The 26,335-nt window shown below is 64.7% G+C and carries 28 protein-coding genes and 1 tRNA gene; 24 read left to right on the forward strand and 5 right to left on the reverse strand.

The window, feature by feature from the left end:
- The first annotated feature begins 93 nt into the window (after positions 1-93).
- The 12 genes from GA0061098_RS30540 (at position 94) to GA0061098_RS30595 (ending at position 10,813) form a co-directional block, all read left to right on the forward strand.
- Positions 94-594, forward strand: coding sequence for a DUF6163 family protein (locus GA0061098_RS30540; protein WP_018320039.1), 501 nt, complete (start codon positions 94-96; stop codon positions 592-594).
- 475 nt (positions 595-1,069) lie between these two features.
- The gene (ldtR, locus tag GA0061098_RS30545) at positions 1,070-1,588 is read left to right on the forward strand and encodes a transcriptional regulator LdtR (protein ID WP_018320040.1); all 519 of its coding nucleotides are present in this window, start codon (positions 1,070-1,072) and stop codon (positions 1,586-1,588) included.
- Between the two features lie 198 nt (positions 1,589-1,786).
- Positions 1,787-2,023, forward strand: coding sequence for a hypothetical protein (locus GA0061098_RS30550; protein WP_091965306.1), 237 nt, complete (start codon positions 1,787-1,789; stop codon positions 2,021-2,023).
- Between the two features lie 55 nt (positions 2,024-2,078).
- Positions 2,079-2,300 carry a hypothetical protein gene (locus GA0061098_RS30555; RefSeq protein WP_091965178.1) on the forward strand — a complete coding sequence of 74 codons (222 nt, stop codon included), beginning with the start codon at positions 2,079-2,081 and terminating at the stop codon, positions 2,298-2,300.
- A 260-nt stretch (positions 2,301-2,560) separates the two neighbouring features.
- Complete coding sequence (glyA, locus tag GA0061098_RS30560; RefSeq protein ID WP_091965180.1) at positions 2,561-3,859, forward strand: serine hydroxymethyltransferase; 1,299 nt, start codon at positions 2,561-2,563, stop codon at positions 3,857-3,859.
- Positions 3,860-3,874: 15 nt separating this feature from the next.
- The gene (nrdR, locus tag GA0061098_RS30565) at positions 3,875-4,357 is read left to right on the forward strand and encodes a transcriptional regulator NrdR (protein ID WP_011087793.1); all 483 of its coding nucleotides are present in this window, start codon (positions 3,875-3,877) and stop codon (positions 4,355-4,357) included.
- Positions 4,354-5,502, forward strand: coding sequence for a bifunctional diaminohydroxyphosphoribosylaminopyrimidine deaminase/5-amino-6-(5-phosphoribosylamino)uracil reductase RibD (gene ribD / locus GA0061098_RS30570; RefSeq protein WP_091965182.1), 1,149 nt, complete (start codon positions 4,354-4,356; stop codon positions 5,500-5,502). The genes nrdR and ribD overlap by 4 nt, the downstream gene beginning before the upstream one ends.
- Complete coding sequence (locus GA0061098_RS30575) at positions 5,502-6,125, forward strand: riboflavin synthase (protein ID WP_091965184.1); 624 nt, start codon at positions 5,502-5,504, stop codon at positions 6,123-6,125. The genes ribD and GA0061098_RS30575 overlap by 1 nt, the downstream gene beginning before the upstream one ends.
- Positions 6,126-6,280: 155 nt before the next feature.
- The gene (ribH, locus tag GA0061098_RS30580; RefSeq protein ID WP_091965186.1) at positions 6,281-6,772 is read left to right on the forward strand and encodes a 6,7-dimethyl-8-ribityllumazine synthase; all 492 of its coding nucleotides are present in this window, start codon (positions 6,281-6,283) and stop codon (positions 6,770-6,772) included.
- A gap of 4 nt (positions 6,773-6,776) precedes the next feature.
- Positions 6,777-7,274, forward strand: coding sequence for a transcription antitermination factor NusB (gene nusB, locus GA0061098_RS30585; protein WP_018320048.1), 498 nt, complete (start codon positions 6,777-6,779; stop codon positions 7,272-7,274).
- A 182-nt stretch (positions 7,275-7,456) separates the two neighbouring features.
- On the forward strand, positions 7,457-8,458 hold the full coding sequence (thiL, locus tag GA0061098_RS30590) for a thiamine-phosphate kinase (protein ID WP_208610699.1): 1,002 nt from the start codon (positions 7,457-7,459) through the stop codon (positions 8,456-8,458).
- Between the two features lie 234 nt (positions 8,459-8,692).
- Positions 8,693-10,813, forward strand: a complete 2,121-nt coding sequence (locus GA0061098_RS30595; RefSeq protein ID WP_091965190.1) for a sodium-translocating pyrophosphatase — start codon at positions 8,693-8,695, stop codon at positions 10,811-10,813.
- Positions 10,814-11,011: 198 nt separating this feature from the next.
- Here the strand turns inward: GA0061098_RS30595 and GA0061098_RS30600 are convergent, their stop codons facing one another.
- Positions 11,012-12,010: a Bug family tripartite tricarboxylate transporter substrate binding protein gene (locus GA0061098_RS30600; protein ID WP_091965192.1), complete on the reverse strand. Its 999-nt coding sequence runs from the start codon at positions 12,008-12,010 to the stop codon at positions 11,012-11,014.
- A gap of 219 nt (positions 12,011-12,229) precedes the next feature.
- Positions 12,230-12,715: an outer membrane protein assembly factor BamE gene (locus tag GA0061098_RS30605; RefSeq protein WP_018320052.1), complete on the reverse strand. Its 486-nt coding sequence runs from the start codon at positions 12,713-12,715 to the stop codon at positions 12,230-12,232.
- Between the two features lie 98 nt (positions 12,716-12,813).
- Between GA0061098_RS30605 and GA0061098_RS30610 the strand changes: the two genes are divergently transcribed.
- The 8 genes from GA0061098_RS30610 (at position 12,814) to GA0061098_RS30645 (ending at position 18,597) form a co-directional block, all read left to right on the forward strand.
- Entirely contained in the window at positions 12,814-13,377 is a 564-nt protein-coding gene (locus GA0061098_RS30610) for a ubiquinol-cytochrome C chaperone family protein (RefSeq protein WP_091965194.1), read from the forward strand.
- The gene (locus GA0061098_RS30615) at positions 13,374-13,943 is read left to right on the forward strand and encodes a YceD family protein (RefSeq protein WP_091965196.1); all 570 of its coding nucleotides are present in this window, start codon (positions 13,374-13,376) and stop codon (positions 13,941-13,943) included. The genes GA0061098_RS30610 and GA0061098_RS30615 overlap by 4 nt, the downstream gene beginning before the upstream one ends.
- A 298-nt stretch (positions 13,944-14,241) precedes the next feature.
- On the forward strand, positions 14,242-15,303 hold the full coding sequence (gene plsX / locus GA0061098_RS30620; RefSeq protein WP_091965198.1) for a phosphate acyltransferase PlsX: 1,062 nt from the start codon (positions 14,242-14,244) through the stop codon (positions 15,301-15,303).
- Positions 15,300-16,280 (forward strand): beta-ketoacyl-ACP synthase III, encoded by a 981-nt coding sequence (locus tag GA0061098_RS30625; protein WP_091965200.1) that lies wholly within the window; start codon positions 15,300-15,302, stop codon positions 16,278-16,280. The genes plsX and GA0061098_RS30625 overlap by 4 nt, the downstream gene beginning before the upstream one ends.
- A gap of 133 nt (positions 16,281-16,413) precedes the next feature.
- Positions 16,414-16,755, forward strand: a complete 342-nt coding sequence (locus GA0061098_RS30630; protein ID WP_026202294.1) for an integration host factor subunit alpha — start codon at positions 16,414-16,416, stop codon at positions 16,753-16,755.
- Positions 16,756-16,779: 24 nt separating this feature from the next.
- Positions 16,780-17,361 (forward strand): MerR family transcriptional regulator, encoded by a 582-nt coding sequence (locus GA0061098_RS30635; protein WP_091965202.1) that lies wholly within the window; start codon positions 16,780-16,782, stop codon positions 17,359-17,361.
- A gap of 126 nt (positions 17,362-17,487) precedes the next feature.
- Positions 17,488-17,565: transfer RNA gene (locus tag GA0061098_RS30640), tRNA-Pro, on the forward strand.
- A 432-nt stretch (positions 17,566-17,997) separates the two neighbouring features.
- Positions 17,998-18,597, forward strand: coding sequence for an outer membrane protein (locus tag GA0061098_RS30645; RefSeq protein WP_091965204.1), 600 nt, complete (start codon positions 17,998-18,000; stop codon positions 18,595-18,597).
- A gap of 29 nt (positions 18,598-18,626) precedes the next feature.
- On the opposite strand, the gene GA0061098_RS30650 is transcribed toward GA0061098_RS30645, so the two are convergent.
- Positions 18,627-19,211 (reverse strand): TetR/AcrR family transcriptional regulator, encoded by a 585-nt coding sequence (locus tag GA0061098_RS30650; protein WP_245323703.1) that lies wholly within the window; start codon positions 19,209-19,211, stop codon positions 18,627-18,629.
- A 163-nt stretch (positions 19,212-19,374) separates the two neighbouring features.
- On the opposite strand from GA0061098_RS30650, the gene GA0061098_RS30655 reads away from it, so the two are divergent.
- Positions 19,375-20,340, forward strand: a complete 966-nt coding sequence (locus GA0061098_RS30655) for an alpha/beta fold hydrolase (RefSeq protein WP_165637702.1) — start codon at positions 19,375-19,377, stop codon at positions 20,338-20,340.
- A gap of 136 nt (positions 20,341-20,476) precedes the next feature.
- On the opposite strand, the gene GA0061098_RS30660 is transcribed toward GA0061098_RS30655, so the two are convergent.
- Positions 20,477-20,716 (reverse strand): hypothetical protein, encoded by a 240-nt coding sequence (locus tag GA0061098_RS30660; protein WP_091965210.1) that lies wholly within the window; start codon positions 20,714-20,716, stop codon positions 20,477-20,479.
- A gap of 520 nt (positions 20,717-21,236) precedes the next feature.
- Between GA0061098_RS30660 and GA0061098_RS30665 the strand changes: the two genes are divergently transcribed.
- Positions 21,237-22,208 carry an SDR family NAD(P)-dependent oxidoreductase gene (locus tag GA0061098_RS30665; RefSeq protein ID WP_091965307.1) on the forward strand — a complete coding sequence of 324 codons (972 nt, stop codon included), beginning with the start codon at positions 21,237-21,239 and terminating at the stop codon, positions 22,206-22,208.
- Between the two features lie 250 nt (positions 22,209-22,458).
- Entirely contained in the window at positions 22,459-23,574 is a 1,116-nt protein-coding gene (locus GA0061098_RS30670) for an alpha/beta hydrolase family protein (RefSeq protein ID WP_091965212.1), read from the forward strand.
- Positions 23,575-23,590: 16 nt separating this feature from the next.
- Here the strand turns inward: GA0061098_RS30670 and GA0061098_RS30675 are convergent, their stop codons facing one another.
- The gene (locus GA0061098_RS30675) at positions 23,591-24,097 is read right to left on the reverse strand and encodes a MarR family winged helix-turn-helix transcriptional regulator (protein ID WP_026202299.1); all 507 of its coding nucleotides are present in this window, start codon (positions 24,095-24,097) and stop codon (positions 23,591-23,593) included.
- Between the two features lie 399 nt (positions 24,098-24,496).
- Between GA0061098_RS30675 and GA0061098_RS30680 the strand changes: the two genes are divergently transcribed.
- Positions 24,497-26,053 carry a porin gene (locus GA0061098_RS30680; protein ID WP_091965214.1) on the forward strand — a complete coding sequence of 519 codons (1,557 nt, stop codon included), beginning with the start codon at positions 24,497-24,499 and terminating at the stop codon, positions 26,051-26,053.
- Positions 26,054-26,335 lie beyond the last annotated feature (282 nt).

Here is a 26,335-nt window from a genome sequence, read left to right on the forward strand (position 1 = left end):
GCTTGACCTGCCGCAAGGCAGAATTGAGCTGACCTGGCAGTCGAGCTTGGGCCGCCGATTGATTTTGCGGGCCGAAGCAGCCAGAAGGGGGCCATGTCCGAGATCTCCACCCGCGATGCGGCCCGTGACGGCAGTCCCAGGGACGCCGTCAGAGACAGTGCCAGAGACAGCGCGATGTCGGTGGCTGCGATCTCGTCGGAGCGCTCGGAGTCCGACGACAATGTCTGGACGCGCCGCCTCGTGCTGTTCCTGCGGGTGATGGCGCTGCTCTCGATCCTGAAGGGTCTCTATCACTGGGCGCAGGTGACGGGCTTCGTCGGCGGCGAGGACGAGGCGTTCGAGAACCAGTCGATGGCCTGGCAGGCGGCGACCGTCTACTTCGCCGTGATCGAGCTCGTCGCCGCGGTCGGCCTGTGGCTGGCAACGCCCTGGGGCGCGGTGGTGTGGCTCACCACCGTGGTGTCGATGGCGGTGATCGAGCTGATGTTCCCGGGAATCTACGGCGGCAGCCTGATCGTCGTCGGCGTCGAAGCCTTCATGCTCGCCGCCTATCTCGCGCTCGCCTGGATGGCCGCGCGCGAACGGCCGCCGTAGCGATCTCTTGTAGGATGGGTAGAGCGAAGCGAAACCCATCACTGACTTGCGCCTGCATCGATGGGTTTCGCTTCTACCCATCCTACGATCTGTTCAGCCCTGGGACACGAGAGCGGAGGCGCGGAGTTGTGCCGGATTGGTTGACCGTTGGTTGCCTAAAATTTGCGGTAAGTTTTCGTTGACCAGCCGGTTCCGCCACAGCCGTTACGCGCCCGTTTCGAAACGGAGCGGGGCTGTTCTGGAATGCGACAGTTGCGGCGGACGGAGGGTGAACAGGACCTTGCGAAGGTCAACAGAGCGTTGCGAAAAGTGCTTGTGGCACAGGCTTAATCCGCAATTCACTGTCTTAAATTCATGATCTCTTTATTCTCTTATTTAAGCCGATCTTCAAACGAGCCCCTTAAGTTGCACCTATCAGACGGGACACAAGTTTCGTCGAATAAGTGTCGATAAAAACGACAACAGGGGAAGTGTCATGATGAAAGCCGTCGCAACTGCGGCAGATACCGCAGAGCGCGTCTCCGGCCAGCAGGGTTCGGTGCAGTCGCTCTATCTGGAAGCTTTGACTCTGGTGGAGCGGCTGCATCGCCGGCTCCTCGACGTGATCAAGGACGAATTCGATCGCCGCGGCCGCGCGGACATCAACTCGGTGCAGGCTCTCCTGCTCTACAACATCGGCGACAAGGAGCTGACCGCGGGCGAGCTGCGCACGCGCGGTTACTATCTCGGCTCCAACGTCTCCTACAATTTGAAGAAGCTCGTCGAGCTCGGCTTCCTCGATCATCAGCGCTCGCGCGTCGATCGCCGCTCGGTGCGCATTCGCCTGACCCCGCAGGGCCAGGAAGTCCGCCGCATCGTCGATGCGCTCTACCAGAAGCACGTCAAGACGGTGGAGCAGGTCGGCGGCATCTCGGGCGAGGAATTCTCGACCCTCAACAAGTCGCTGCACCGCCTGGAGCGGTTCTGGACCGACCAGATCCTCTATCGGCTCTGAGTTTCCAAGGGATAAGGCCAAGCCGGCCCTCAACAAGACCGGCAAGCCGCCCGAACGTGCCTCAACTTCCCCAGCGCGCCGGCCCGGAGTTGCCCCGGACCGGTGCGTTTTGCATTTTGCACCTGCGAAGAAAATTTTGCGACCCGAGGAACCTGTTCCGGGCTTGGCGCTTATCTCCTTCGGATCGGAGAAATGTCGATGCTGTTCGAGCGCGGGCTGCAGGCGCTGAACGTGGAACTCGTGAGCGAGGCCTACGCCATCGCCGCGAACTACCTTCGCCGTTCCGGCGCGATTCCCGATACGCTGGTCACCGACGAGCGCCTGCTCGGGATCATCATCAAGCTGCTCCAGAACGGGGAGTTCAACAAGATCCGGCTCGCCAACACGGCGATCGCCCGGTTCCAGGCGCAGGCTGAGGCCCGCGCGGTTGCCTGATCAACAGTCCCAAAATACCGACGAACCCAGAATATCGCACGAACCAGAGGGTGCCATGGAAGCCGCCATCGACCGCATCATGCAGACTTATGACCTGCTCGCCAACCGCACCGCCGCGGCCAGCGAGGAGGCGAGGGAGAAGGTCACGAACTATCTCAACATCCTGATGGAAGCCGGCGAGAAGGACACCCACCGGTTGGTGGTTTGCGGCCTGACCTATCTGCGCCAGCTCGACGGCAGCGTGGACCCTGTGAAGGCGGGGTATACCGGGCTGTGACAGACAGCCGGCGGCTCCACGGATGAGGAGTTAGGGCCCAAAGAGGCCCCATTCGGGAGGGGTGGACGGGCGGCTCCCCGGAGCCGGCCCAAGTGCCGAAAACCGCCACCCTCCACCATATCTTGCATAAATATCAGGCCCGACCCGCAAATGCTTGGCCTGTTGCGGGCGATGTGGTAGATCGCGCTCGCCGCTTCCGATCGCCACACCAGACCGCCCGTAGCCTGCCAAAAGGCTGCGGCGGTGGAGATATTCGCAAGATGACCGCACCCAAAACCGCCTCCGCGCCCGATTCGTTTTTCGCCGCTCCGCTCGAGCAGGCCGACCCGGAAATCGCCGCCGCCATCAAGGGCGAGCTCGGCCGGCAGCGCCATGAGGTCGAGCTGATCGCCTCCGAGAACATCGTCAGCCGGGCCGTGCTGGAAGCGCAGGGTTCGGTGATGACCAACAAATACGCGGAAGGCTATCCGGGCGCGCGCTACTATGGCGGTTGTGAGTGGGTCGACGTCGCCGAGAACCTCGCGATCGACCGCGCCAAGAAGCTGTTCGGCGCCAAATTCGCCAACGTGCAGCCGAACTCCGGCAGCCAGATGAACCAGGCGGTGTTCCTGGCGCTGCTGCAGCCCGGCGATACCTTCATGGGTCTCGACCTCGCGGCCGGCGGCCATCTCACCCACGGCTCGCCCGTCAACATGAGTGGCAAGTGGTTCAAGGCCGCGCACTACACCGTGCGCCGCGAGGACCAGATCATCGACATGGATGCGGTCGCCAAGCAGGCCGAACAGGTCAAGCCGAAGCTGATCGTCGCCGGCGGCTCGGCCTATTCGCGCGCCTGGGACTTCAAGCGCTTCCGCGAGATCGCGGACAGCGTCGGCGCGTACCTCCTGGTCGACATGGCACACTTCGCGGGCCTCGTCGCCGGCGGCGTGCATGCCTCGCCCGTGCCGCATGCCCACATCACCACGACGACGACGCACAAATCGCTGCGCGGTCCGCGCGGCGGCCTGATGCTGTGGAATGACGAGACGCTGACCAAGAAGTTCAACTCGGCGATCTTCCCGGGGCTGCAGGGCGGCCCCCTGATGCACGTGATCGCGGCCAAGGCGGTTGCCTTCGGCGAGGCGCTGCGTCCGGACTTCAAGGTCTACGCCAAGAACGTCGTCGAGAACGCCAAGGCGCTGGCCGAGGCGATGAAGAGCCACGGCTTCGACATTGTCTCCGGCGGTACCGACAACCATCTGATGCTGGTCGATCTCAGGCCGAAGGGCCTGAAGGGCAACGCCTCGGAGAAGGCGCTGGTTCGTGCCGCCATCACCTGCAACAAGAACGGCATTCCGTTCGACCCCGAGTCGCCGTTTGTGACCTCCGGTATCCGTCTGGGCACGCCGGCGGCGACCACCCGCGGCTTCGGCGTCGCGGAATTCCAGCAGGTCGGCGGCATGATCGCCGAGGTCCTCAACGCGATCGCGCAGTCGGACGACGGCAAGGCGCCGCTGGTCGAGGCCGCGATCAAGGAACGGGTCAAGGCGCTCACCGATCGGTTCCCGATCTATCAGTAAGGCTGGGTCACGCGGATGCGCTGTCCGAACTGCAACAGTCTCGATACGCAGGTAAAGGACTCGCGTCCGACCGAGGACTCTTCCGTGATCCGCAGGCGGCGCGTGTGCGTCGCCTGCAATTTCCGCTTCACCACCTTCGAGCGCGTGCAATTGCGCGAGCTCACGGTGATCAAGCGCAACGGCCGCCGCGTGCCGTTCGACCGTGACAAGCTGATGCGCTCGGTGCAGATTTCTTTGCGCAAGCGGCAGGTCGAGCCGGAGCGGGTGGAGAAGATGGTCTCCACCATCGTGCGCGAGCTCGAGACCGGGGGCGAGGCCGAGATCTCCTCCGAGGTGATCGGCGAGACCGTGATGGAGCATCTGCGCACGCTCGACGACGTCGCCTATGTGCGCTTCGCCTCAGTCTACCGCAATTTCCGCGAGGCCAAGGATTTCGCCGACGTGCTCGGCGAGCTCTCCGGTGAGGAGGAAGCGCGGCTCGCCGCGATCCGCAAATGATCTTCCGTATCCTGGAGGATCAGTTCGCGCAGAAGGCCCGCGAGGCCAAGGACGCCGATCTTCGTTTTATGCAGCTTGCGCTGGCGCTCGGACGCCGCGGGCAGGGACGCACCTGGCCGAACCCGGCCGTGGGCGCCGTCGTCGTCAAGGACGGTGTCATCGTCGGCCGCGGCTGGACCCAGGCAGGCGGACGCCCGCATGCCGAGCCCGAAGCCCTGCGGCGGGCAGGCGAAGCCGCACGCGGCGCCACGCTCTACGTCACGCTCGAACCCTGCTCGCATTTCGGCAAGTCGCCGCCTTGCGCCGACGCGGTGATCGCCGCTGGCATCAAGCGGGTGGTGGCGGCGATCGAGGATCCCAATCCGGAAGTGGCCGGCCAGGGCCATGCGCGCCTGCGCGCCGCCGGCATCAATGTGGATGTGGGCCTGTGCGCGGCTGAAGCCGCATTCGACCATGCCGGGCATTTCCGTCGCATCCGGGACAAGCGCCCGCATGTGATCCTGAAGCTGGCGGTCTCGCCCGACGGCAAGATCGGCGCCGCCGGCGGCAAGCCGGTCGCGATCACGGGGGAGGCGGCGCGCAATCGCGTGCATCTCCTGCGCGCGCAGAGCGATGCCATCCTGGTCGGCATCGGAACGGTGCTGGCGGACGACCCGCTTCTCACCTGCCGCCTGCCGGGTATGGCGGCGCGCTCGCCAGTGCGCGTGGTGCTCGATCAGAGCCTGCGCATTCCCGGGGCGAGCAAGCTCATAGGCTCCGCGCGCGAGACGCCGCTCTGGGTGATGGGCTCCGACCTTGCGGAAGCCGCGGCAGCAACACGCCTCGGCGCGACCGGCGCGCAAGTGATCCGCATCCCGCCGGCAAGCGCCTCCGGGCTCGATTTGCCGGCCGCGCTGCATGCGCTGGCCGGAAAGGGCATCACCCGCCTGATGGTCGAGGGCGGCAGCCGCGTTGCGGCTTCGTTCGTCGCGGCCGACCTCGCCGATGAGGTCTGGCTGTTCCGCGGCGCGGAAGCGGTAGGCAGTGGCGGCGTCGATGCGCTCGATGCATTGCCCCTGTCGAAAATCACGCAGTCGCAGGCCTACAAGGTTCATGCTAGCGAAACATTCGACAAGGATACTCTCACCATCTACGGGCGCGCGTAATGTTCACCGGCATTGTCACCGATATCGGCGAGATCGTCAGCTTCACGCCCGTGGCACAGGGCCAGCTGCACCGGCTGCGCATCGCCTGCCGCTACGATCAGACCACCATCGCCGACGGTGCCTCGATCGCCAGCAACGGCGTGTGCCTGACTGTGGTTGCTTCCGGCGTCTCAGGTGGCAAGGACTCCAAGCAAAGGACCTGGTATGACGTCGATGCTGCGGCGGAGACGCTGGCACTCACGACGGCCAAGCACTGGAAGGTCGGCACCAGGCTCAACCTCGAGCGCGCGCTCAAGATCGGCGACGAGCTCGGCGGCCACATCGTCGCCGGCCATGCCGACGGTATTGCGACCCTCGTCAGCCGCGAGGATCTGCCCGACATGGCGCGGTTCGAGCTCTCGACCACGCGGGAGCTGGCGCGCTTCATCGCCACCAAGGGCTCGATCACGCTCGACGGCGTCTCGCTCACGGTCAATACGGTCAGGGACGTGACCTTTTCGGTGCTGATCATCCCGCACACGCTCTCGGTCACGACGATCGGTGGCTGGAAGGCGGGGGACGAGGTCAATATCGAGGTCGACCTGATGGCCCGCTACGCGGCGCGGCTGACGGAAATGAAGTGACGGCAGAGCCGTCATTCCGGAATGGTCCGCAGGACCAGACCCGGAATCTCGAGATTCCCGGTTCGCTTCGCGCCCCGGAATGACAGTCTTTGAACTTGGCTTACGTGCCTGCGGCGACTACATAACGCGCCAACCTCTAGAACGGATCTTAAACGATGGCTGACGCGCGGCGCGCACCCCTGAAGGACCAGACCGACATTTCCGGCGCACGGGCGCTGATTGTCGAGGCGCGGTTCTATGACGATCTCCAGGACGCGCTTCTGGACGGCGCCATCGCCGAGCTGAAGGCGGCCGGCCTGACGCATGACGTCATCACGGTTCCCGGCGCGCTGGAGATCCCCGCGGCGGTCGCCATCGCGATCGACGCGGCGGCGGCGAACGACAAGCCCTATGACGCGGTGATCGCGCTCGGCTGCGTAATCCGCGGCGACACCATCCATTTCGAGATCGTGTCGCAGGAATCCTCGCGCGCGCTGATGGATCTTGCCGTGGCGCGAAAGCTGCCGCTCGGCAACGGCATCCTCACCGTCAACACCGAGGCGCAGGCCTGGGCGCGGGCGCGGGCCAGCGAGCTCAACAAGGGCGGCGATGCCGCACGTGCGGCGCTTGCGATGCTGCGCATCAAACGCCGCATGGCACGGGCCTGAAGCCATGGCTGATCCCACCAAGAAGCCGGCAGGACTTAACGAGAAGAAGGCGAACCGGCGCGGCGCGGCGCGGCTCGCGGCGGTGCAGGCGCTGTACCAGATGGATATTGCCGGCGCCGGCATCAACGACATCTTTGCCGAGTTCGAGAGCCATTGGCTCGGCAACGAGGTCGAGGGCGACACGTACCTGCCGGCCGAAGCCGCCTTCTTCCGCGACGTCGTCTCGGGCGTCGTGCGCGACCAGAAGAAGCTAGATCCCCTGATCGACGAGGCGCTGTCGAAGGGCTGGCCCTTGAAGCGGATCGAAGCGATCCTGCGCGCGGTGCTGCGGGCAGGGGCCTATGAGCTGGAGCACCGCAAGGACGTGCCGGGCCGCGTCGTCGTCTCCGAATATGTCGATGTCGCCAACGCCTTCGTCGACCGCGAGGAGACCGGCATGGTCAACGCCGTGCTCGACCAGATCGGCCGCCAGTTTCGCGGCGATGAGTTCGGGCGGGGGTAGGAACAGTCGATGGCCCCTGCAGTAGCCGTCATCCTGAGGTGCCGTAGCGAAGCGGAGGCCTCGAAGGACGACGGCGTGGCACTGAAGGTGCACCTCGGCCGTACATCCTTCGAGGCTCGCAAGGGCTCGCACCTCCAGCGACGATGGCTTCGCCATCGCGCAGGGATGACGGGTCTGCTATCGTGACACAGGACCGAACACAGTCCTCCCCCGAAGACTCCCTCATCGCGCGCTATTTCAAACCGCTGGCGACCGATCCCGGTGCGTTCGGTCTGGTCGATGACGCGGCGGTGCTGTCGTCGTCCGGCGACGACATCGTCGTCACCACCGACGCCGTCGTCGAAGGCGTGCACTATCTTGCCACCGATCCCCCCGACACCATCGCGCGCAAGGCGCTGCGGGTGAATCTGTCCGATCTCGCCGCCAAGGGCGCGACGCCGGCGGGATTCGTGCTGACGCTGGCGCTGCGCAGCAAGGAGGATGCCTGGCTCCGGCCCTTTGCGGACGCGCTGGGCGAGGACGCAAAGGAATTCGCTTGTCCGCTGCTCGGCGGCGACACGGTCTCGACGCCGGGCCCGCAGATGATTTCGATCACCGCCTTCGGCCGCGTGCCGCAGGGGCGGATGGTCGGCCGTACCGGCGCGAGGCCAGGCGATCGCATCCTGGTGACCGGCACAATCGGCGACGCCGCGCTCGGCCTCGACGTGCTCACGGGCGGTGCCGCTGCCGCAGCGCTCGCGACCGATCCCGCTGCAAGGGAAGCCCTGGTCTCCCGCTATCGCGTGCCGCAGCCGCGCAACCCGCTGGCACGGGCCGTGCGCGATCACGCGACCGCGGCAATGGACGTCTCCGACGGGCTCGCCGGCGATTTGACCAAACTCTGCGCAGCATCCGGGGTCTCCGCCACGGTCGACGTAACGAGCGTGCCGTTCTCGGCCGCGGCAGCCAGCCTGGTCGCCCGCAACGTCGCTTGCGTCGAGACGCTGCTTGCGGGGGGCGACGATTACGAGGTGCTGTGCACCGTCCCGCCGGCGCAGGTCGATGCGCTGATGGCCGCGGGGCGGGCGGCCGGCCTTGCCGTCACCGCGATCGGCACGATCGTCGCGGGCAAGCAGGGGCCGCGTTTCCTGGACGGGCAGGGCCAGGAATTGGTCTTGAGGCGGCTGTCCTACAGCCACTTCTAGGAATTGCTCCAAACCGGCATCTTAGTTCGCTGCACTTGGCCTAAATACCTGCCGAGATCGGCGTTTTCGGCCTTATCCGGCGTTGCACCCTCAATTTGATTTTGGCAAGCTTGCTACCGACTAAGGCCGCCCCTTTTGGGCAAGGGGCGGCTTTGTTCGAAATCAAGGCGCCGCACCGCTCGACGGACAACAAAAGGCGCCGGGGGTACATCAAGGATCTGAGGCAAAAATCACATGACAGCATTATGGTTGATAGTGCTCTGCGGAGTGCTTTCCGTCGTCTACGCGATTTGGGCGACGTCTTCGGTGTTAAGCGCGGATGCGGGGTCGCCGCGCATGCAGGAGATCGCGGGAGCGGTCGCTGAGGGTGCACAAGCGTATCTGCGGCGCCAGTACACGACGATCGGCATCGTCGGCGTGGTCATCTTCTTATTGCTTGTCTATTTCCTCGGAATCTATGTCGCCATCGGCTTCCTGATCGGCGCCGTCCTGTCGGGGGCGGCCGGCTTCATCGGCATGAACGTCTCGGTCCGCGCCAATGTGCGGACCGCCCAGGCGGCGACCACCTCGCTCGCCGGCGGCCTCGAGCTCGCCTTCAAGGCAGGCGCGATCACCGGCATGCTGGTGGCAGGTCTCGCATTGCTCGGGGTGACGCTCTATTTCGGCTTCCTGGTGCATTCGCTGAAGCTTGCGCCTGACAGCCGTACCGTCATCGACGCCATGGTGGCACTCGGCTTCGGCGCCTCGCTGATCTCGATCTTCGCCCGTCTCGGCGGCGGCATCTTCACCAAGGGTGCGGACGTCGGCGGCGACCTCGTCGGCAAGGTCGAGGCCGGCATTCCCGAGGACGATCCGCGCAATCCGGCCACCATTGCCGACAACGTCGGCGACAATGTCGGCGACTGCGCCGGCATGGCCGCCGATTTGTTCGAGACCTATGCGGTGACCGCGGTCGCCACCATGGTGCTCGCCGCGATCTTCTTCGCCAAGACGCCGATCCTCGCCAACATGATGACGCTGCCGCTTGCGATCGGCGGCATCTGCATCATCACCTCGATCATCGGCACCTTCTTCGTCAAGCTCGGGCCGAGCCAGTCGATCATGGGTGCGCTCTACAAGGGCCTGATCGCAACCGGCGTCCTGTCGCTGATCGGCATCGCCGGCGTGATCTACAGCCTGATCGGCTTCGGCAAGCTCGATGGCGTCGACTATACCGGCATGGCGCTGTTCCAATGCGGCGTGGTCGGCCTCGTCGTCACCGCGCTGATCATCTGGATCACTGAATACTACACCGGCACCGACTATCGGCCCGTGAAGTCGATCGCCCAGGCCTCGGTGACCGGCCACGGCACCAACGTGATCCAGGGCCTCGCCGTCTCGATGGAAGCGACCGCGCTCCCCGCGATCGTGATCATCGCCGGCATCCTGGTCACCTATAGCCTTGCCGGCCTGTTCGGCATCGCGATCGCGACCGCCACCATGCTGGCGCTGGCCGGCATGGTCGTCGCGCTCGACGCGTTCGGCCCGGTGACGGACAACGCGGGCGGCATCGCCGAGATGGCGGGCCTGCCGAAGGAGGTGCGCAAGTCGACCGATGCGCTCGACGCGGTCGGCAACACCACCAAGGCGGTCACCAAGGGCTACGCGATCGGCTCGGCCGGTCTCGGTGCCCTCGTGCTGTTTGCGGCCTACAACCAGGACCTCAAGTTCTTCGTTGCAGACTCCGCGCGTCATCCCTACTTCGCCGGCGTCAATCCGGACTTCTCGCTCAACAACCCGTATGTGGTGGTGGGCCTGCTGTTCGGTGGTCTGCTGCCGTACCTGTTCGGCGCGATGGGCATGACCGCGGTGGGCCGTGCCGCCGGCGCGATCGTCGAGGAGGTCCGGCGTCAGTTCCGCGAGAAGCCGGGCATCATGCAGGGCACCGACAAGCCGGATTACGGCAAGGCGGTCGACCTGCTGACCCGGGCGGCGATCAAGGAGATGATCATCCCCTCGCTGCTCCCGGTGCTGTCACCGATCGTCGTCTACTTCCTGATCTACGCGATCGCGGGCGGCGGCGTGGCCGGCAAGTCGGCGGCGTTCTCCGCCGTCGGTGCCATGCTGCTCGGCGTCATCGTGACGGGCCTGTTCGTCGCGATCTCCATGACCTCGGGCGGCGGCGCCTGGGACAACGCCAAGAAGTACATCGAGGACGGTCATTTCGGCGGCAAGGGCTCTGACGCCCACAAGTCGGCGGTGACCGGCGACACCGTCGGCGATCCCTACAAGGACACGGCAGGTCCCGCAGTGAACCCGATGATCAAGATCACCAACATCGTGGCCTTGCTGCTGCTGGCGATCCTGGCGCACTGAGCGGCGAAGACGAGACAAGACAAAACCCCGCGGTGCGAGCCGCGGGGTTTTTGTTTATGAGGCTTCGCTCTATCCGCGTTCCCCGGACGCCGCGCAGCACGAAGTGGTGCGCTGCAGATCCGGGGTCCACGTTCGCGCGGCTGGGTCCCGGCTCAGCGGAGCAGTGTTACACGCTGCACCGCGTCCGGGACACGAGACCTACTGCACGTCCATCTGCAGCCCTTCCTTCTGGATGATGCCGGCGAACTTCTTCGTCTCGGAATCCACGAAGGCGGCGAACTGCTCGGGCGTGCCGTAATCGGCGCGGGCGCCCATGGCGGCGATCTGCTTCTTGATGTCGTCGCGCTCCAGCATCGCCTTGACCTGGAGATTGAGCGCGCTCAACACCTCGGGCGAGACGCCCTTCGGCAGGAAGACCGAGAACCACGACGAGACGTCGAAATTCGCCAGCTCCGGCGCGCTCTCGCGCATGGTCGGCAGGTCTTTCGCGAGGTCGCTGCGCTCGGTGGTGGTAACGCACAGACCGTTGAGCGTGCCGTTCTGCACCTGCGGCAGGCTCGGATAGAGATTGTCGAACAGGATCTGAATGTCGCCCGCCAGCGCCGCCTGGAGCGCGGGTCCGGCGCCGCGGAACGGGATGTGTGTCATCTTGAGGCCGGTGAGCTGGAGGAACCAGGCGCCGGTGAGGTGAGGGCTCTGGCCGACGCCGGAGGAGGCGTAGCTGAGCTTGTCCGGATTGGCCTTGAGATAGGCGATCAGCTCGGCGACCGATTTGATGCCGGTCTTCGGATGCGCCGACACGATGTTCGGGATCCGGATCATGTTGGAGACCGGCTGGAGCTGGTCCGGCTTGTAGGTCAGATTCTTGAAGATGCTGTAGGCGATCGCGTTCGGACCGGGATTGCCGACCAGGATGGTGTGGCCATCGGGCTTGGCACGAACCACCTCGGCGGTGCCGATGGTGCCGCCGCCGCCCGAGCGGTTTTCCACGACAGCCGACTGGCCCCAGGCGGTTTGCAGATGCGCGGCCAGGAGCCGGCCCAACACGTCGGTCGAGCCGCCGGCCGCGGCCGGCACGACGAGGCGGACGTTTTCGGTCGGCTTCCAGTCCGCAAAGCTCGATCGCGGCAGGATCGCTGCGGCCGAAAGGCCGGCCACTCCGGTGAGCACGCGACGTCGGGACAAAGTCTTAGGCACGAATCCACTCCCTGCTTCTTTCTTTGCAGGGAGGGTAGGAAACCGCAGGTGCGACGGCAAGTCGCGCGCGGCGGTCAGTGCCGCACGGAGGGCGGCACGACGCCGCAGGCGAGGGCCATATACCTTCCGGCGGAATTGGAAGGCGTTCTGGATGCTTGTCTTGAAGCGTTTTCCTGATGCGAGCCGGTCCCCGGCTTCGCCCGAAAACGCTTCGGGGACTCAGTTAAAGCTGAGCAGCTTGAACAGCGGCGTGAGGTAGCTCATCTCCTGGCCCGACGTCGGCGTGGTGCGACTGATGAAGTCGAAGATCTTGCCGTCCTGCAGGCCGTAATTCGCGAGGCGCCGCACGCGCCGGTTCTTGTCGAAATAGATCGCGATGACGCGCTGGTCGACCACCTTCTGGTTCATGAAGGCGACCATGCGCTCCGAGCGCTGCGAGATGTAGTAGAACACTTCGCCATCGAGGGTCGCCACCGTGGAGGGCGTGCCCATCACGATCAGCACCTGGTCCTGGCTCGCGCCGATCGGAATCTGCTCCAGCGCGCCGGGCGGCAGGATGTAACCCTTCTGGAATTGCTCGCCGGTGCAGCCCGTGAGCGCGGCGCCGACCAGGGCGACGGCGGCGAGCATGCGCAAGCCGCGCCAGCGTGCATGAAGGCCGCGCCGCTTGTCCGCGCGCAGGCTGATCTGGTTCGTTGTCGTCATAGCGGAACTGATTCCGTCCCCTTGCGTCGCGCGAGGCGCTGAAGTACCGGGCTGGGCGTCTGAATGCAACTCGCGCGCGCCCCCTTGCGGAAACCACAATGCTTTGGCCGTTCAATCACTTCAGGAAACCCCGGCTAACCCCGTCGGGCACCATTGAAGCCATCTATGGCATGATCGTGACGCAGGCGCGAGAACCCATATTTTACCGCGACTTGGGCGTGCCCGATACGGTTAACGGGCGTTTCGACCTGTTGCTGCTGCATCTGTGGCTGCTGCTGCGGCGCCTGCGCGCGGTCCAGGGCGCCACCGCAGGAGCCTCGGAGCTGTCGCAGGCGCTGTTCGACCGGTTCTGCGAGGACATGGACGACAATCTGCGCGAGATGGGGGTCGGCGACCAGACCGTGCCGAAGCGGATGCGAGCCTTCGGCGAGGCGTTTTACGGCCGCGTGCAGGCCTATGACCAGGCCATCGAGGCCGGCGGCGAGGCCCTGGCAGAGGCGATCCGCAAGAATATCTTGAACGGGACCGACCTGGACCAGGCGAAGCGGCTGGCGGCCTATGCGCGGGCCACCGAGGCCGATCTCGGCCGGGCCGACGAGGCTGCGCTGCTGCGCGCCTCCTTCAGGTTTCCTCCAGCGCTTCCCGAGGGCGACACGCCATGAGCCGACCCAATACCGGATCCGAGCCCGATCCCTGGCGGGCCCCCGTCATCGTCGCGCAAATCCCCGACACCGGCCTGCATCGCAAGCTCGAGGCCTCGGCCGCCGAGCGGCAGGCGATGGCCGAGCTTGCGGGCCTCCGCGAAGTCCTGTCGGCCGAGGCCGACTTCGACGTGGTGCCCCGGAGCGGCGGCCGGGTCCAGGTGACCGGCAGCGTCCGGGCCCGAATCGGCCAGACCTGCGTGGTCACGCTCGATCCGATCGAAAGCGAGATCGAGGAGGAGGTGGACCTGGTGTTCGCCCCCGAGGCTGAGGCGCGGCGTCTCGCCGACCTGATCGCAGAGGGGCAGGACGACAAGGAGCCGCCGGAGGTCGCCGACCCGCCGGAGCCGATCGTGGGCGGCATCATCGACCTCGGCCGGCTCGCCACCGACGCCCTGTTCCTGGCGGTCGATCCCTATCCGCGCAAGGAGGGGGTCGTGTTCGAGGCGGAGGTCACCGCCCCCGATCCGGAGGACCATCCATTCGCAGCCCTGAAGGCGCTGCAAGACAAGAAGAAGGGCAAATAGCTGAGCATTCCCGGGAACACCGCTTTGCTACGGGACGCGAGGTGCTTGCGTGGATGGTTTGAAAGGCTGATTTATCTACTTGATTTCGATGTGTTTCCTGTGAATTTGCGGTTTGGCAGCCGGATCGCCCTGGAAGCAAAAGGCTGGGGGCAAGAGGTTGTTTCGGGGTAACAAAACGCTATTGTCGCGCCCCGGCCCGGGTGCGGCGTGGCGCTTGGCCAGCCGCCATGTCCGTGGCGAACTCATTTTGCGGTCCCGCTGATCCAAGACCGCACCAGACCAGGTTTCCAGGACTTTTATGCCAAGCAAGGTTCGCATCGCGCTGGACGCCATGGGGGGCGACGCCGGCGCCGCCGTGGTCATTCCCGGCGCCGCCATCTCGCTTCAGAGGCATCGCGGGACCGAGTTCCTGCTGGTCGGGGACCGCGCCAGGATCGAGCCCGAGCTCGAGAAGCATCCGGCTCTCAAGGCCGCTTCGAAGATCATCCACACCGACGTGGCCGTCAGCGGCTCGGACAAGCCGAGCCAGGCGCTGCGGCGCGGCCGCAAGACCTCCTCGATGTGGCTTGCCATCGATGCCGTGAAGAAGGGCGAGGCGGATGTCGCGGTTTCCGCCGGCAATACCGGCGCGCTGATGGCGATGTCGCGCTTCCATCTGCGCACGTTGCCGGGGATCGACCGCCCGGCGATCACGGGCGTTTGGCCGACCAAGCGCGGCGATTCCATCGTGCTCGACCTCGGCGCAACCATCGGCGGCGACGCGCACCATCTGGTGTCGCTCGCGGTGATGGGCGCGGCGATGGCAAGCGTGCTGTTCGACAAGAAGCGCCCCACGGTCGGGCTGCTCAATATCGGGGTCGAGGAGATCAAGGGGCACGAGGAGATCCGCGAAGCCGGGGAAATCCTGCGCGCGAGGAACCTGCCGGAACTCGACTATATCGGTTTCGTCGAGGGCGACGGCATCGGCAAGGGGCACGCCGACGTCATCGTGACCGAAGGTTACAGCGGCAATATCGCGCTCAAGGCTGCCGAGGGAACCGCGCGGCAGATGGCGGAATTGTTGCGCGAAGGGATGCAGCGGAGCTGGATGTCCAGGCTCGGCTACCTCTTCGCCCGCGACGCCTTCCAGGCGCTGCGCAACAAGATGGACCCGAACAAGTCCAATGGCGGCGTGTTCCTGGGTTTGAACGGATTAGTGGTCAAGAGCCACGGCGGAATCAGCGCCGAAGGCTTTGCCTCAGCGATCGATGTTGGCTATGAGATGGTCAAATTCGATCTCCTGAACAAGATCAATCAGATGCTCAACCGCGAAGGTGGTGCACTCAATTCCGTGCAAGCCGCGCAGGAGGCTGTTTCGTGACTCAGATTCGTTCGGTCGTGCTGGGCTGCGGCTCTTATTTGCCGGAGCGGGTGGTGACCAACGCCCAGCTGGCGGCGCGCATTGATACGTCCGATGAGTGGATCGTGCAGCGCACCGGCATTCGCGAGCGGCACATCGCGGCCGAGGGCGAGTTCACCTCGCATCTGGCGATCAGGGCGGCGCAGGCTGCGCTGACCGACGCCGGCATGGACGCGCAGTCGATCGACCTGATCGTGCTCGCGACCTCGACGCCGGACAACACCTTCCCGGCGACGGCGGTCGCCGTGCAGCACGGGCTCGGTATCACCCACGGCGCGGCCTTCGACCTCCAGGCGGTATGCTCCGGCTTCGTGTTCGCGCTCGCCACCGCCGACAATTTCCTCCGCACCGGCGCCTTCAAGCGCGCGCTGGTGATCGGCGCGGAGACCTTCTCGCGCATCCTCGACTGGAACGACCGCGGCACCTGCGTGCTGTTCGGCGACGGCGCCGGCGCGGTGGTGCTGGAGGCGCAGGAGCAGCCGGGCAAGGCGGCGACCGACCGCGGCATCGTCACCACGCATCTGCGCTCCGACGGCCGCCACAAGGCAAAGCTGTTCGTCGACGGCGGACCGTCCTCGACCCAGACCGTCGGCCATCTGCGCATGGAGGGCCGCGAGGTCTTCAAGCATGCGGTCGGCATGATCACCGACGTCATCGTCGATGCCTTCCAGGCGACCGGGCTCAATGCCGAGACCATCGACTGGTTCGTGCCGCACCAGGCCAACAAGCGAATCATCGACGCCTCCGCCCACAAGCTCCACATCGCGCCGGAGAAGGTGGTGCTGACCGTGGACCGTCACGGCAACACCTCAGCCGCCTCGATTCCGCTGGCGCTGTCGGTGGCCGGCAAGGACGGCCGCATCAAGAAGGGCGACATGGTCCTGCTGGAGGCCATGGGCGGCGGCTTCACCTGGGGCTCCGCGCTCGTGCGCTGGTAGAGCAACAGTCGATAAAATTTTGCCGGATTTGGCCGCAAGATCGATGCGTCTGCATTGATGAGCGCTGTTGACCGCCGTATCGTAACCTCATAATTTCAGACAACAATTGTTCGCCGTGATGTGGGGCAGGGCGATGACCGATCAAAGTAAAACCGTAACGCGTGTCGATCTCTGCGAAGCCGTCTACCAGAAGGTGGGCCTGTCGCGCACGGAATCGTCCGCCTTCGTGGAACTCGTGCTGAAGGAGATCACCGACTGCCTGGAGAAGGGCGAGACGGTGAAGCTGTCCTCGTTCGGGTCCTTCATGGTCCGCAAAAAGGGTCAGCGCATCGGCCGCAATCCGAAGACCGGCACCGAGGTGCCGATCTCGCCGCGCCGGGTCATGGTGTTCAAGCCGTCGGCGATCCTCAAGCAGCGGATCAACGGCCAGCACCGCGCCAACGGTGACGCCAGCAAGGCTCCACAGGAGGCGTAACGCCTCTCGCAAAGGATTTGGCATTTGGACAAGGCGCCGGATGCGTTCCGAACCATCAGCGAAGTAGCGCAGGAACTCGACATTCCGCAGCACGTGCTGCGGTTCTGGGAGACCCGATTCTCCCAGATCAAGCCGATGAAGCGCAGCGGCGGCCGCCGCTATTACCGCCCCGACGACGTCGACCTGCTCAAGGGCATCCGCCGTCTCCTCTACGGCGAGGGCTACACCATCCGCGGGGTGCAGCGGATCCTGAAGGAGCACGGCGTCAAATCGGTGCAGGGTCTCGCCGACAGTGCCGCCGCGGTCTCGTTCGGCGCCATTGAGGATGCCATCGGCGCCAGCCTGATGGAGCCCGACGACGAGGAGGCGCCGATCAAGGGCGTCGCCGACACCGACGATGACGACTACCAGGGTGACGAAGAGGAAGGCATCGACTTCCGCTTCACCGAGGTCGACGACGAGGAAATCCTCACCACCTTCCGCAAGGGCGGCACCGCCGCCGCGCCCGCCGGCCCCAGCGCGCTGGACCGGGAACGGCTAGGGCGCGTCCTCGCCGACCTCGTCGCCTGCCGCGAGATGCTGGACCAGGCGCTGAAGGACGGCTAGGGGCGGTTCAGTCGGCTTTGCCGGCAGTTCCGGGCGCTTGGGCTCCGAGCCCATGGAGGGAGAGGCACCAAAATGCTGCGGCCTCGCCTTGCGCAAAGCAGCGATCCTAGCTAATGGAACGACGTTCGGAGCGTGGCGCAGCCCGGTTAGCGCACTAGTCTGGGAGACTAGGGGTCGGAGGTTCAAATCCTCTCGCTCCGACCATTTTTCAAAGAATCAAGTTCCTTTTCGGGCGGGTTTACCGCGGGCCGCACGTTTGCGGGTTGCAACGTTCCGCGAGTGTTGCCCTGGCGTCACAGCGTGCAGCGTCAACATGATCTAAGAATTTCGGGCGCGTTTGGAATCGCGGAGGGGGCGTCCCGTGAGAAGAGTGCTGGCCGCTGTAGCAGTCTTGGCGAGTGTCGCGTCGGGGGCGGAAGCTGCTGACCAAAGCCCTTCATTTTTCACGAAAGCGCGCACGGGCGACTCTAGCCCAAGCTGGACGGGATTTTATGTAGGCGGCAACGTTGGCGGCGCATGGGCAAACCGGTCTGTGGGTTTTACGAGTGACGCCGCTTCCGCTTTCCTTTTCAATCCCGGAGTTCCGCTTGTAGCTCCGTTTGCGGGGCATTTGCTCTCAGCGCTCACGATTTTTCGATGAATGGCGTAACGGGAGGTTTGCAAGCGGGCTACAATTGGCAGCTGGGTGGCAAATGGCTCGTCGGCGTTGAAGGTGACTTGAGCGCATCCGGCTTGCGCGGAAGCGGTCGCGAAACGGTGCCGCTTTCGGCCCCAGCTTTCACACAGACCATCTCGGCCGAGCAAAAGATTGATTGGTGGGGGAGTATTCGTGGGCGCCTTGGGGCGCTGGTCTCGCCTAGCGTTCTTCTGTATGGGACCGGCGGCTTCGCTTTTGGTCGGGTCGCGACATTTGACGACTACATCGTAAACGGACCGCCTGCAGGCTTCAGTATCTCCGTCAGCGGCACTTCATTTGCCTGTACAACGGGATTGACTTGCTTCACGGGGAGCAATTCCCGCATTCAGACCGGCTGGACGCTGGGTGGAGGCGGCGAATGGCGCTTTGCGCCTCGTTGGAGCTTCAAAGCCGAATATCTTTACGTTGACCTCGGCAAATCGTCAGTGACGGCCAACGCACTTGCAACGGGCATTGGCCCGAACCTGTCCAGATACACGGCGAATTTCGGCCGGGCGGATTTCCACGTGGCGCGAGTGGGCGTGAACTATCATTTTTGAGCCTCGGATCAGATCTCTGTAAGGTCCGCCTACCTCAAATATCCCACCACCATCCGCGTCGTCTCGTCCACCAGCGTCCGCACCATCTTCTCCGACAGCATCTCGGGTCCGTTCAGCACCGTGTTGTGCGCGACCGCCTCGATCGAACTGACGCAGACGAAGGTCGCCACAGCGAGGTCGATCTTGCGCATCTCCTTGCGGCGGCTTTCGAGATAGGTTCGTACTAACGTTTGGACCTCGCGGTTGAAGGCTTCGACGTCTTTGAGCTGGCCGGTGCGCGGGATCTGTTCGGCGAGCACCCGGTGCAGTTTCGGGTCGATGCGGTGGGCTTCGATCGCGACTCTGACGAGTTTTCGCGCGGCCTTGTCGATCGGCAGGTCGGCGACCTCGGTGAGCGCTGTACGGACGAGGCCCATGATCTCCTCGTTGTGACGATCGATCACGGCGGCGACCAGCGCCTCCTTGCTCGGAAAATACTGGTAGAGCGAGCCGACGCTGACGCCGGCGATCTCGGCGATGCGGTTGGTGCTGGCCTTCTCGAAACCTTCGCGGACCAGAATGCGAGCGGTCGCCTCGACCAGCGCGTCGACGGTGGCGCGTGATCGCGCCTGCAAGGCGTTTTTCCGGGGTTTCGTCGGCGGCGTGCGCGCCATGGGCTTTGCGATCCGAATGCGAGTAGGAAAAGCGAGCGAATGCTCGCATTATACGCGCATATGGCGATCTGTCGGCAAGCCTCTTCGTCGCCATATGGATGCCCAGCCAGGCGGAGAACTGACCATGAGCATCGCAAGGATCGTGTCGGCCCTGCAGTTTTGTCCTGTCATGTGCCCACCACGGAGCCCCGAGCCCGGGCCGAGCCTGCAGAGCCGCGGCTTCAACGCGCTGCTTTCCCTGTTGCCCTACAAGCAGCAGCTCGCGTCGGCCGAAGCGGTGCACGCGCATGTGCAGAAGCTCGCCTTGCAGCCGGCCTCGTTCGAGCCGACGGGGCTTGGTCGTGGTGTCGAGGCGACGCTGACGAAGATGGGCGGCTGGCCGGTCTATTACACCGCGCCGTCGTCGGGGCATGAGGGCTGCAATTTCGTGATGTTCCTGCACGGTGGCGGCTTCATCAACGAGATCGTGCCGGCGCATTGGCGCCTCATAGGCCAGATGACGCGCAAGGCGCGCGTCGTCTGCGTCGTGCCGATCTATCCGCTGGCGCCGCGCGCCACCGCGAAGGATCTCGTGCCGGCGACGGCCGAGCTGTTGCGCATGCTGCTGGAGGATGCGGGTCCGGCAAAAGTCACCCTCGTCGGCAATTCGGCCGGCGCAGGCCTGGCGCTCGCCGCATGCCAATGGCTGCGCGATCGCGGTCATCGGCAGCCGAACCAGATGGTGCTGATCTCGGCCGCGGCCGATGCCTCCGTCAGCCGTCCGGAGCAGATCGAGATCGCAAAGCGCGATCCGATCCAGGACATTCCGGGGATCGTCGAGGCGGGGCGGCTCTACGCGGGCGAGCTCGATATCGGCCATCCCTTCGTCAGCCCGCTCAACGGCGCTTTCCGTTTCCTCGCGCCGATGACGATCTTCGCAGGGACGCGCGATCTGCTTTACCCCGACAGCGTCGATCTCGCCGAGCGGGCGAGGGCCGTGGGCGTGCCGGTCGATCTGCATCTGCTGCGTGACCAGCCGCACAATTACGCGCTGATGCCGACGCCGGAGGGACGCAAAGCGCGGGCGCTCATCATGCGCGCGGTGGCGTGATGGGAGAAGCGTGTGACCGTGGTCACAGGGCGCGCCGCCTCGCTGGGGCTTGGCGCTGGCAGTGCGCGCGAAGGGACGAGCGGCCCCCGGGCGTTTCCTCATATCCGTCGTCTTCGGATCGGTAGTTTTGCGGGCCTTAGGCGTGGCCCTTGATCTCGTAATGGCCGGGCACGCATTTGTACCGATCCAGGCGCCAATTGGCGCGATAGATCGGATGCTCGCCCATCCATTTCGCCAACGGCGCCTGTGCGCCCATCGCACATTGCATCATCGACATCTCGGGCGTCATGTTGCTGTCGGTCACGATTTCCTCGATGCAACTGCCTGAGCTGGCTGCACTCAGCCGGCAGAGCACGGCAACGACGGTCACGAACATTCCTGTCACCTCATCGGTAGTTTCAGACCACGAAGAGGATGCAAGCGGAGTGCCAGAGCCTGTGACACACAAACAACACGCTGGCCTGGCCGACTCGACCCAGCGTCCGGAGTCCATTTGACGATTCGGATTGTAAAAAAATTGCCCATAAACCGAAGCCGGAGAAATACGGGAACCGGGCAATTTTGCCCGACTGTGGCGGCAGCGCCGCGGACGCTCCCTCGCAACGGCCGGGCTATCGCGTGTGCTTCCGGCGACGATTGAGCAAGCGCCTCACCCTGAGGGCCCGCCAACGGCGGGCGTGTCGAAGGATGTGCCGCAAGCGAGGCTGCCTCGCATGCAACAACCGCGTAGCGACTGCACCAGGGCTGCCAATAATCCGCGCGCCGAAATAACTGATGCCGAAGATTGCCTCGCCGATCCGCTTTCATTTGCGGATGCGGCGCTGCTACATTTCGTGCGCGCTCCAGTGGGTGCGATGACGAAGAAACATACCGACAAGGGAGGGGCCGAAAGTCCCATGAAGGATTTCGCAGGAAAGATCGCAGTCATCACCGGCGGCGGCACGGGAATGGGGCGTGAGCTCGCGCGGCAACTCGTGGCCGAAGGCTGCAATGTCGCGATGTGCGACGTCTCCGAGGCGGCGATGGCGGAGACCAAGCGGCTCTGCGAGATCGAGAAGCTGCCGCAGGGCCTGCGCGTCACGACGCATGTCGCCGACGTCTCGATCGAGGATCATCTGAAGCGCTTTCGCGATGAACTCGCCGAGCAGCAGAAGACGGACAGGATCCACCTGCTGTTCAACAATGCCGGCATCGGTGGCGGCGGCAGCCTGTTCACCAACACGCGCGAGCAGTGGGAGCGCACCTTCAACATCTGCTGGGGCGGCGTCTATCTCGGCGTGCGCACTTTCCTGCCGATGCTGGTCGCGGCGGACGAGGCCCACATCGTCAACACCGCGAGTGTCAACGGCTTCTGGGCCTCGATCGGCATGGGCCAGGCGCACACCGCCTACAGCTCGGCCAAGTTCGCGGTGAAGGGATTTACCGAAGCGCTGATCAACGACCTCCGCCTGCACGCGCCGCACGTCAAATGCTCGGTGGTGATGCCCGGCCACATCGGCACCTCGATCGTCTCCAACTCGCGCAAGGTGCAGAGCGCCGACGGATCGGAGCGGCTCAATGCCGACGAGGTCGCGCTGACCCGCAAGCGCATGGTCGCGGCCGGCGTGCCGGATGCCGACAAGATGTCGGACGAGGACATCCAGGCGGCGTTCGCCGAGCGCGCCCGCAGCTTTCTGGAGGATGCGCCGACCACGGCTGCGCAAGCCGCGAAGATCATCCTCGACGGGGTCAAGGCGGAGCGCTGGCGCATCCTCGTCGGCGAGGACGCTGGGCGACTCGACGAACGCGTGCGCGCCACGCCGGAGCAGGCCTACGACCGCGCCTTCTACGAAAGCTTTACGCAGGAGGTCGGCTGGCGGCTCGGTTGAGGGGGGCTGATCGGCGCGCCGATATAGGTATGATAATCATCATGGCAAGAGGCGCGCAGGTAATTGTACGTGCCACCTCCTGCCAGTGTTTATCGCCTTATGACCAATTGGAATGTCACGCATGCGAGGGGACCGTTTCGTTCAAGCGATGGTGATCTCGAACGGCTCTCATTCGGTGCACGGCTGCTTGGTCGGTCAACTGAAATAGTCTACTCAATCAGGGATAACGCGATGATAGAGCGTAGCTCCGATGATTCCCGCATGCCTCTCCGACGACTGGATCCTTTGCCCGGAGAGGGAGGACATCTCCGCTGAATTTACGCGGCTCTTGACCGCGGCCCAGGAGGGCGGCGCCACGATCGCCGAATGCCTGATGATCGCGCGGCAGTTGAAGCGCGGTGACGACCGGTCCTGGCATCGCGAGTGGAAGAAGCTGGCGCAGGCCAATCGGCAGCGCGCCGAGGCCGCGTTCGCGGAAGGCCACATGGCGAGCGCGCAGCGTAACTGGCTGCGCGCCATGAACTACTATGGTGCGGCGGCGATGCCGCTCGATCCGACCGACGAGCGCCGCTGGGTTGCCGTGCTTGCGATGCAGGAATGCGCCCGCCGCTACCTCGCGGCGCGCGGGCCCGCCGGCGAAGTCGTGACGATCCCCTGGCTCGACGGACATGCGTTGCAGGGCTATTTCCTTCCCGCGCCGTCGGGAAGCGGACGGGCTCCGACCGTGATCTGCATCGGCGAGCCCGGCCATCGCAAGGAGGAATTCCTGTTCAAGCTCGTGCCGCATGCGCGCGAGCGTGGATTCTCGATGCTGGCGCTCGACCTGCTCGGCGACCAGCGCGACGACTATCTCGACGCGCTGTTGCGGCGGCGGGATCTCGAGAGCGCGATTCCCGGCGTGATGGACTATCTGGAGACGCGCGGCGACATCGATTTCGCCCGGGTCGGGATCATCGCCGACGGCTGGGGCTCGTCCTTCGTGGCGCGCGCGGTGTTGCAGGAGCCGCGGCTCGCCGCCGCCGTCTGCGACGGCGGCCTGTGGGACCTGCACGAGCGGGCCTTCTTTGCCAGCCGATTCGCGATGAGCGACGTCAGCATCGTGCCGGTGCCGCATGCGCCGCTGATGGCCTCCAGCGCGGACTGCCCGGTGCTGATCACGCTCGGCGAGGACGGCTGGCTCAAGGCCGACCGGGCGCGTCAGATCGTCGAGAGCTCCCGGCTCGCCACCTCGGATGTCATGCTGAAGGTGTTCACCGCGGCGGAGACCGGCGCGGCGCAGGCCCATGCGGACAATCCGAGCCTTGCCAACGAATACATCTTCGACTGGCTCGAATCTCGGCTCGGCACTGCCGCGCGGCGGATCTGAGCACCGCACCAACGCTTCAAAAGTCGAGCGAGATCCGGACGCAGGCTTTCTGGAGGCGGTTCTTCAGCGTCGCCAGCTTGCCGGTGAATTCCGTCAATTCGTTCTCGTCGAACTCCTGGAAGACGAATTCGCGGATCGTCTTGTACTGCTCGTTGAGGCTTGCGATGTGCTTCTGGGTCTTGTCGGTCAGGGACAGCCGGACCACCCTGGCGTCGGTCGGCGAGGGGCGACGGCGGAGCAGGCCCTTCTTTTCGAGCAGCTTGGACTGGGTGGTGACGAAGGACGGATCGACGTGGAGGAGCTTGGAGACCACGTTGACCGGAATGCCGTCGTCCTTGTCGAGGTCGGAGATGGCCATCAGGATCAGCCATTGCGGACCGCTGATGCCGAGCGTCTTCGCCCAGAACTGACGCAGCTCCTCCAGATACATGTTGATCGACGATATCTCCCAGGTGAAGCGCCTGATGATATCCAGATTGCCGATCGAGCGCAGGCGCGCTCCTTCTTTCCTCGTCGCGGACACAGCGTCACTCCCGTGAACCGATTGTTCAGGCCGGTGTTCGTGGAGGGCCATAGTCCACGCAAGCCTGCTCTGACGCAAGTGCAGGGCAGGGTAATTTCGTCACTAAAACTACAAAGATGATCAGCTCAGCGATTGGCCCGGCGCCGGTGTTGCGCGCGGGGCACAGGTTTAGCGAAAACCGGAAAGATGACTTAATAAAGTATTTTGATTAGCGAATGACGCAGGCATATTGGTTCCTGACGGTGGGGGGTCTCGATCGTCCCGTTGCAGGTGGTTCGCTCACGTTGCTCGCGTCGAAGCGGGTGTGTGCGAAAGCGGCCGAGCGGATTGATAGAGACGGGAATCTTGGGGGGCCACACGGTCCGGTCTCCGTAAAATGAGCAACTTGGAGGTTTTAAGATGAAAGTGGTGAAGAGCCTTTTGCTCGGCACTGCGGCGGGCCTGATCGCCGTCGGTGGAGCCCAGGCGGCCGATCTTCCGGTCAAGGCCAAGGCAGTCGAGTACGTCAAGATCTGCACGCTGTACGGCGCGGGCTTCTACTACATCCCGGGCAGCGACACCTGCATCAAGCTGGGCGGCTATGTGCGTGCCGAAGTGGCGCTCAACGCCGGCGGCAATTACAGCGCCCAGTACAACGGCGTGTTCGCGGCCAACAACCGCCTCACCAATTACTACTCGATGCGCGCTCGTGAAGACCTCAACATCGATACGCGCACCGCGACCGAGTACGGCGTGGTCCGCACCTATTTCGACGCGGTCTTCACCTGGACGACCGGCAGCTATGGCGGGACCGGTTCGGGCACGGGTGCGACCCAGTACAGCGGCACGATCGGCCTCAACGCGGCCGGCACCGGCCTCACCGGCTCGAGCGGCGGCAACATCAACGGCACCGACGGCAACACCTCGGGCGGTGCGCTCGGCGTCTATTACGCCTTCATCCAGTTCGCCGGCTTCACCATGGGTAAGGCCGTGTCGCAGTTCGACGCGCCCTGGATCAACTATCCCGGCAACAATTTCGACCAGCTCGTCGGCGGCAGCGGCACCACCAACGGCGTGACCCAGTTCACCTACACCGCCGATTTCGGTCAGGGCATCACGGCTGCATTCTCGGCGCAGGACCAGACGCAGGTGTTCCAGACCAACGTCTGGAACACGGCCGGCATGTCCACCACCGGCGTTCTCGGCGGTGCGTACGGCTCGAACGACCTCGGCGGCACCCGCGCGCCCGATCTCGTCGCCATGGTTCGCGTCGAGCAGGCCTGGGGCCTGTTCCAGGCGTCGGTCGCCGCGCACGACAACCATGTTGCCTATTACGGTGCGACCGAAACCACCGGTCATCCCGAAGACAAATGGGGCTGGGCCGTTCAGCTCGCGTTGGGCATCAAGAACATCCCGACGGGCGCCGGCGACGTGATCAACATCTCGGGCGTCTACACCGAAGGCGCGAGCCGCTACAACTTCCAGGAGCTGGCCGCGACCAGCTACTCGATGTTCGGCAGCTCGAACGCCGCCTATCAGAGCATCGGCTTCGCCGGCGTGTCCGACGCGGTGTTCGGACCAGGCGGCCAGCTCGAGCTGACCAAGACCTACGGCTTCCGGGGTGCCTTCACCCACAACTGGAGCCCGTACTGGAACACGGCGCTCTACGGCGCGTGGGCTGCGGTCAACTACAGCGGCACGGCGAAGAGCATGATCTGCGGCAGCGCGGCGTTCGCCACCCTGACCGGCTCCTGCAACCCGGACTTCAACATCGGGCAGGTCGGTGTCATCACCCGCTGGACGCCGGTGAAGAACCTGACCTTCTCGGCTGACTTCACCTACAGCCATCTCGACCAGAAGTATTCGGGCATGATCACGACAGGCGCACTGACGGGCGTCGCCAAGCCGGCGGCGACCTACGAGCTGAAGGACCAGGACACCTACAGCATGCTGCTGCGCGCCCAGCGCAACTGGTAAGCTTAACGTCCCTCGATGCGACAGGGCCCCGGCGGGAGACCGCCGGGGCTTTTTGTTTGCGGAGATCTTCGCAATCCGTCCGTCCGTGCAGACGGCGAAGACGAGCTATGCGATTCAATCGCCTCAGATTTATTTACTTACATGAGTTACTAAGCTATATATCTCCAAGCCAAATACGAAAGTTGCGGCTCTTAGCTTCACGCTAAGCCTCCAGAAACCTCCGGCGATGCCCCGCCGGAGGTTTTTCGTTTTTGGGAGGCACAGCGTTTTCGAGCGAAGTGG

The sequence above is a fragment of the Bradyrhizobium shewense genome (genome assembly GCF_900094605.1).
Taxonomy (GTDB): domain Bacteria; phylum Pseudomonadota; class Alphaproteobacteria; order Rhizobiales; family Xanthobacteraceae; genus Bradyrhizobium; species Bradyrhizobium shewense.

Excerpts from the sequence above, each read along its gene's own strand:
- GA0061098_RS30540 (WP_018320039.1), top strand. The coding sequence starts at position 94 with ATGTCCGAGATCTCCACCCGCGATGCGGCCCGTGACGGCAGTCCCAGG.
- ldtR (WP_018320040.1), top strand. The coding sequence starts at position 1,070 with ATGATGAAAGCCGTCGCAACTGCGGCAGATACCGCAGAGCGCGTCTCC.
- GA0061098_RS30550 (WP_091965306.1), top strand. The coding sequence starts at position 1,787 with ATGCTGTTCGAGCGCGGGCTGCAGGCGCTGAACGTGGAACTCGTGAGC.
- GA0061098_RS30555 (WP_091965178.1), top strand. The coding sequence starts at position 2,079 with ATGGAAGCCGCCATCGACCGCATCATGCAGACTTATGACCTGCTCGCC.
- glyA (WP_091965180.1), top strand. The coding sequence starts at position 2,561 with ATGACCGCACCCAAAACCGCCTCCGCGCCCGATTCGTTTTTCGCCGCT.
- nrdR (WP_011087793.1), top strand. The coding sequence starts at position 3,875 with ATGCGCTGTCCGAACTGCAACAGTCTCGATACGCAGGTAAAGGACTCG.
- ribD (WP_091965182.1), top strand. The coding sequence starts at position 4,354 with ATGATCTTCCGTATCCTGGAGGATCAGTTCGCGCAGAAGGCCCGCGAG.
- GA0061098_RS30575 (WP_091965184.1), top strand. The coding sequence starts at position 5,502 with ATGTTCACCGGCATTGTCACCGATATCGGCGAGATCGTCAGCTTCACG.
- ribH (WP_091965186.1), top strand. The coding sequence starts at position 6,281 with ATGGCTGACGCGCGGCGCGCACCCCTGAAGGACCAGACCGACATTTCC.
- nusB (WP_018320048.1), top strand. The coding sequence starts at position 6,777 with ATGGCTGATCCCACCAAGAAGCCGGCAGGACTTAACGAGAAGAAGGCG.
- GA0061098_RS30595 (WP_091965190.1), top strand. The coding sequence starts at position 8,693 with ATGACAGCATTATGGTTGATAGTGCTCTGCGGAGTGCTTTCCGTCGTC.
- GA0061098_RS30605 (WP_018320052.1), bottom strand. The coding sequence starts at position 12,715 with ATGACGACAACGAACCAGATCAGCCTGCGCGCGGACAAGCGGCGCGGC.
- GA0061098_RS30610 (WP_091965194.1), top strand. The coding sequence starts at position 12,814 with ATGCTTTGGCCGTTCAATCACTTCAGGAAACCCCGGCTAACCCCGTCG.
- GA0061098_RS30615 (WP_091965196.1), top strand. The coding sequence starts at position 13,374 with ATGAGCCGACCCAATACCGGATCCGAGCCCGATCCCTGGCGGGCCCCC.
- plsX (WP_091965198.1), top strand. The coding sequence starts at position 14,242 with ATGCCAAGCAAGGTTCGCATCGCGCTGGACGCCATGGGGGGCGACGCC.
- GA0061098_RS30630 (WP_026202294.1), top strand. The coding sequence starts at position 16,414 with ATGACCGATCAAAGTAAAACCGTAACGCGTGTCGATCTCTGCGAAGCC.
- GA0061098_RS30645 (WP_091965204.1), top strand. The coding sequence starts at position 17,998 with ATGAATGGCGTAACGGGAGGTTTGCAAGCGGGCTACAATTGGCAGCTG.
- GA0061098_RS30655 (WP_165637702.1), top strand. The coding sequence starts at position 19,375 with ATGAGCATCGCAAGGATCGTGTCGGCCCTGCAGTTTTGTCCTGTCATG.
- GA0061098_RS30660 (WP_091965210.1), bottom strand. The coding sequence starts at position 20,716 with ATGTTCGTGACCGTCGTTGCCGTGCTCTGCCGGCTGAGTGCAGCCAGC.
- GA0061098_RS30665 (WP_091965307.1), top strand. The coding sequence starts at position 21,237 with ATGAAGGATTTCGCAGGAAAGATCGCAGTCATCACCGGCGGCGGCACG.
- GA0061098_RS30670 (WP_091965212.1), top strand. The coding sequence starts at position 22,459 with ATGATTCCCGCATGCCTCTCCGACGACTGGATCCTTTGCCCGGAGAGG.
- GA0061098_RS30680 (WP_091965214.1), top strand. The coding sequence starts at position 24,497 with ATGAAAGTGGTGAAGAGCCTTTTGCTCGGCACTGCGGCGGGCCTGATC.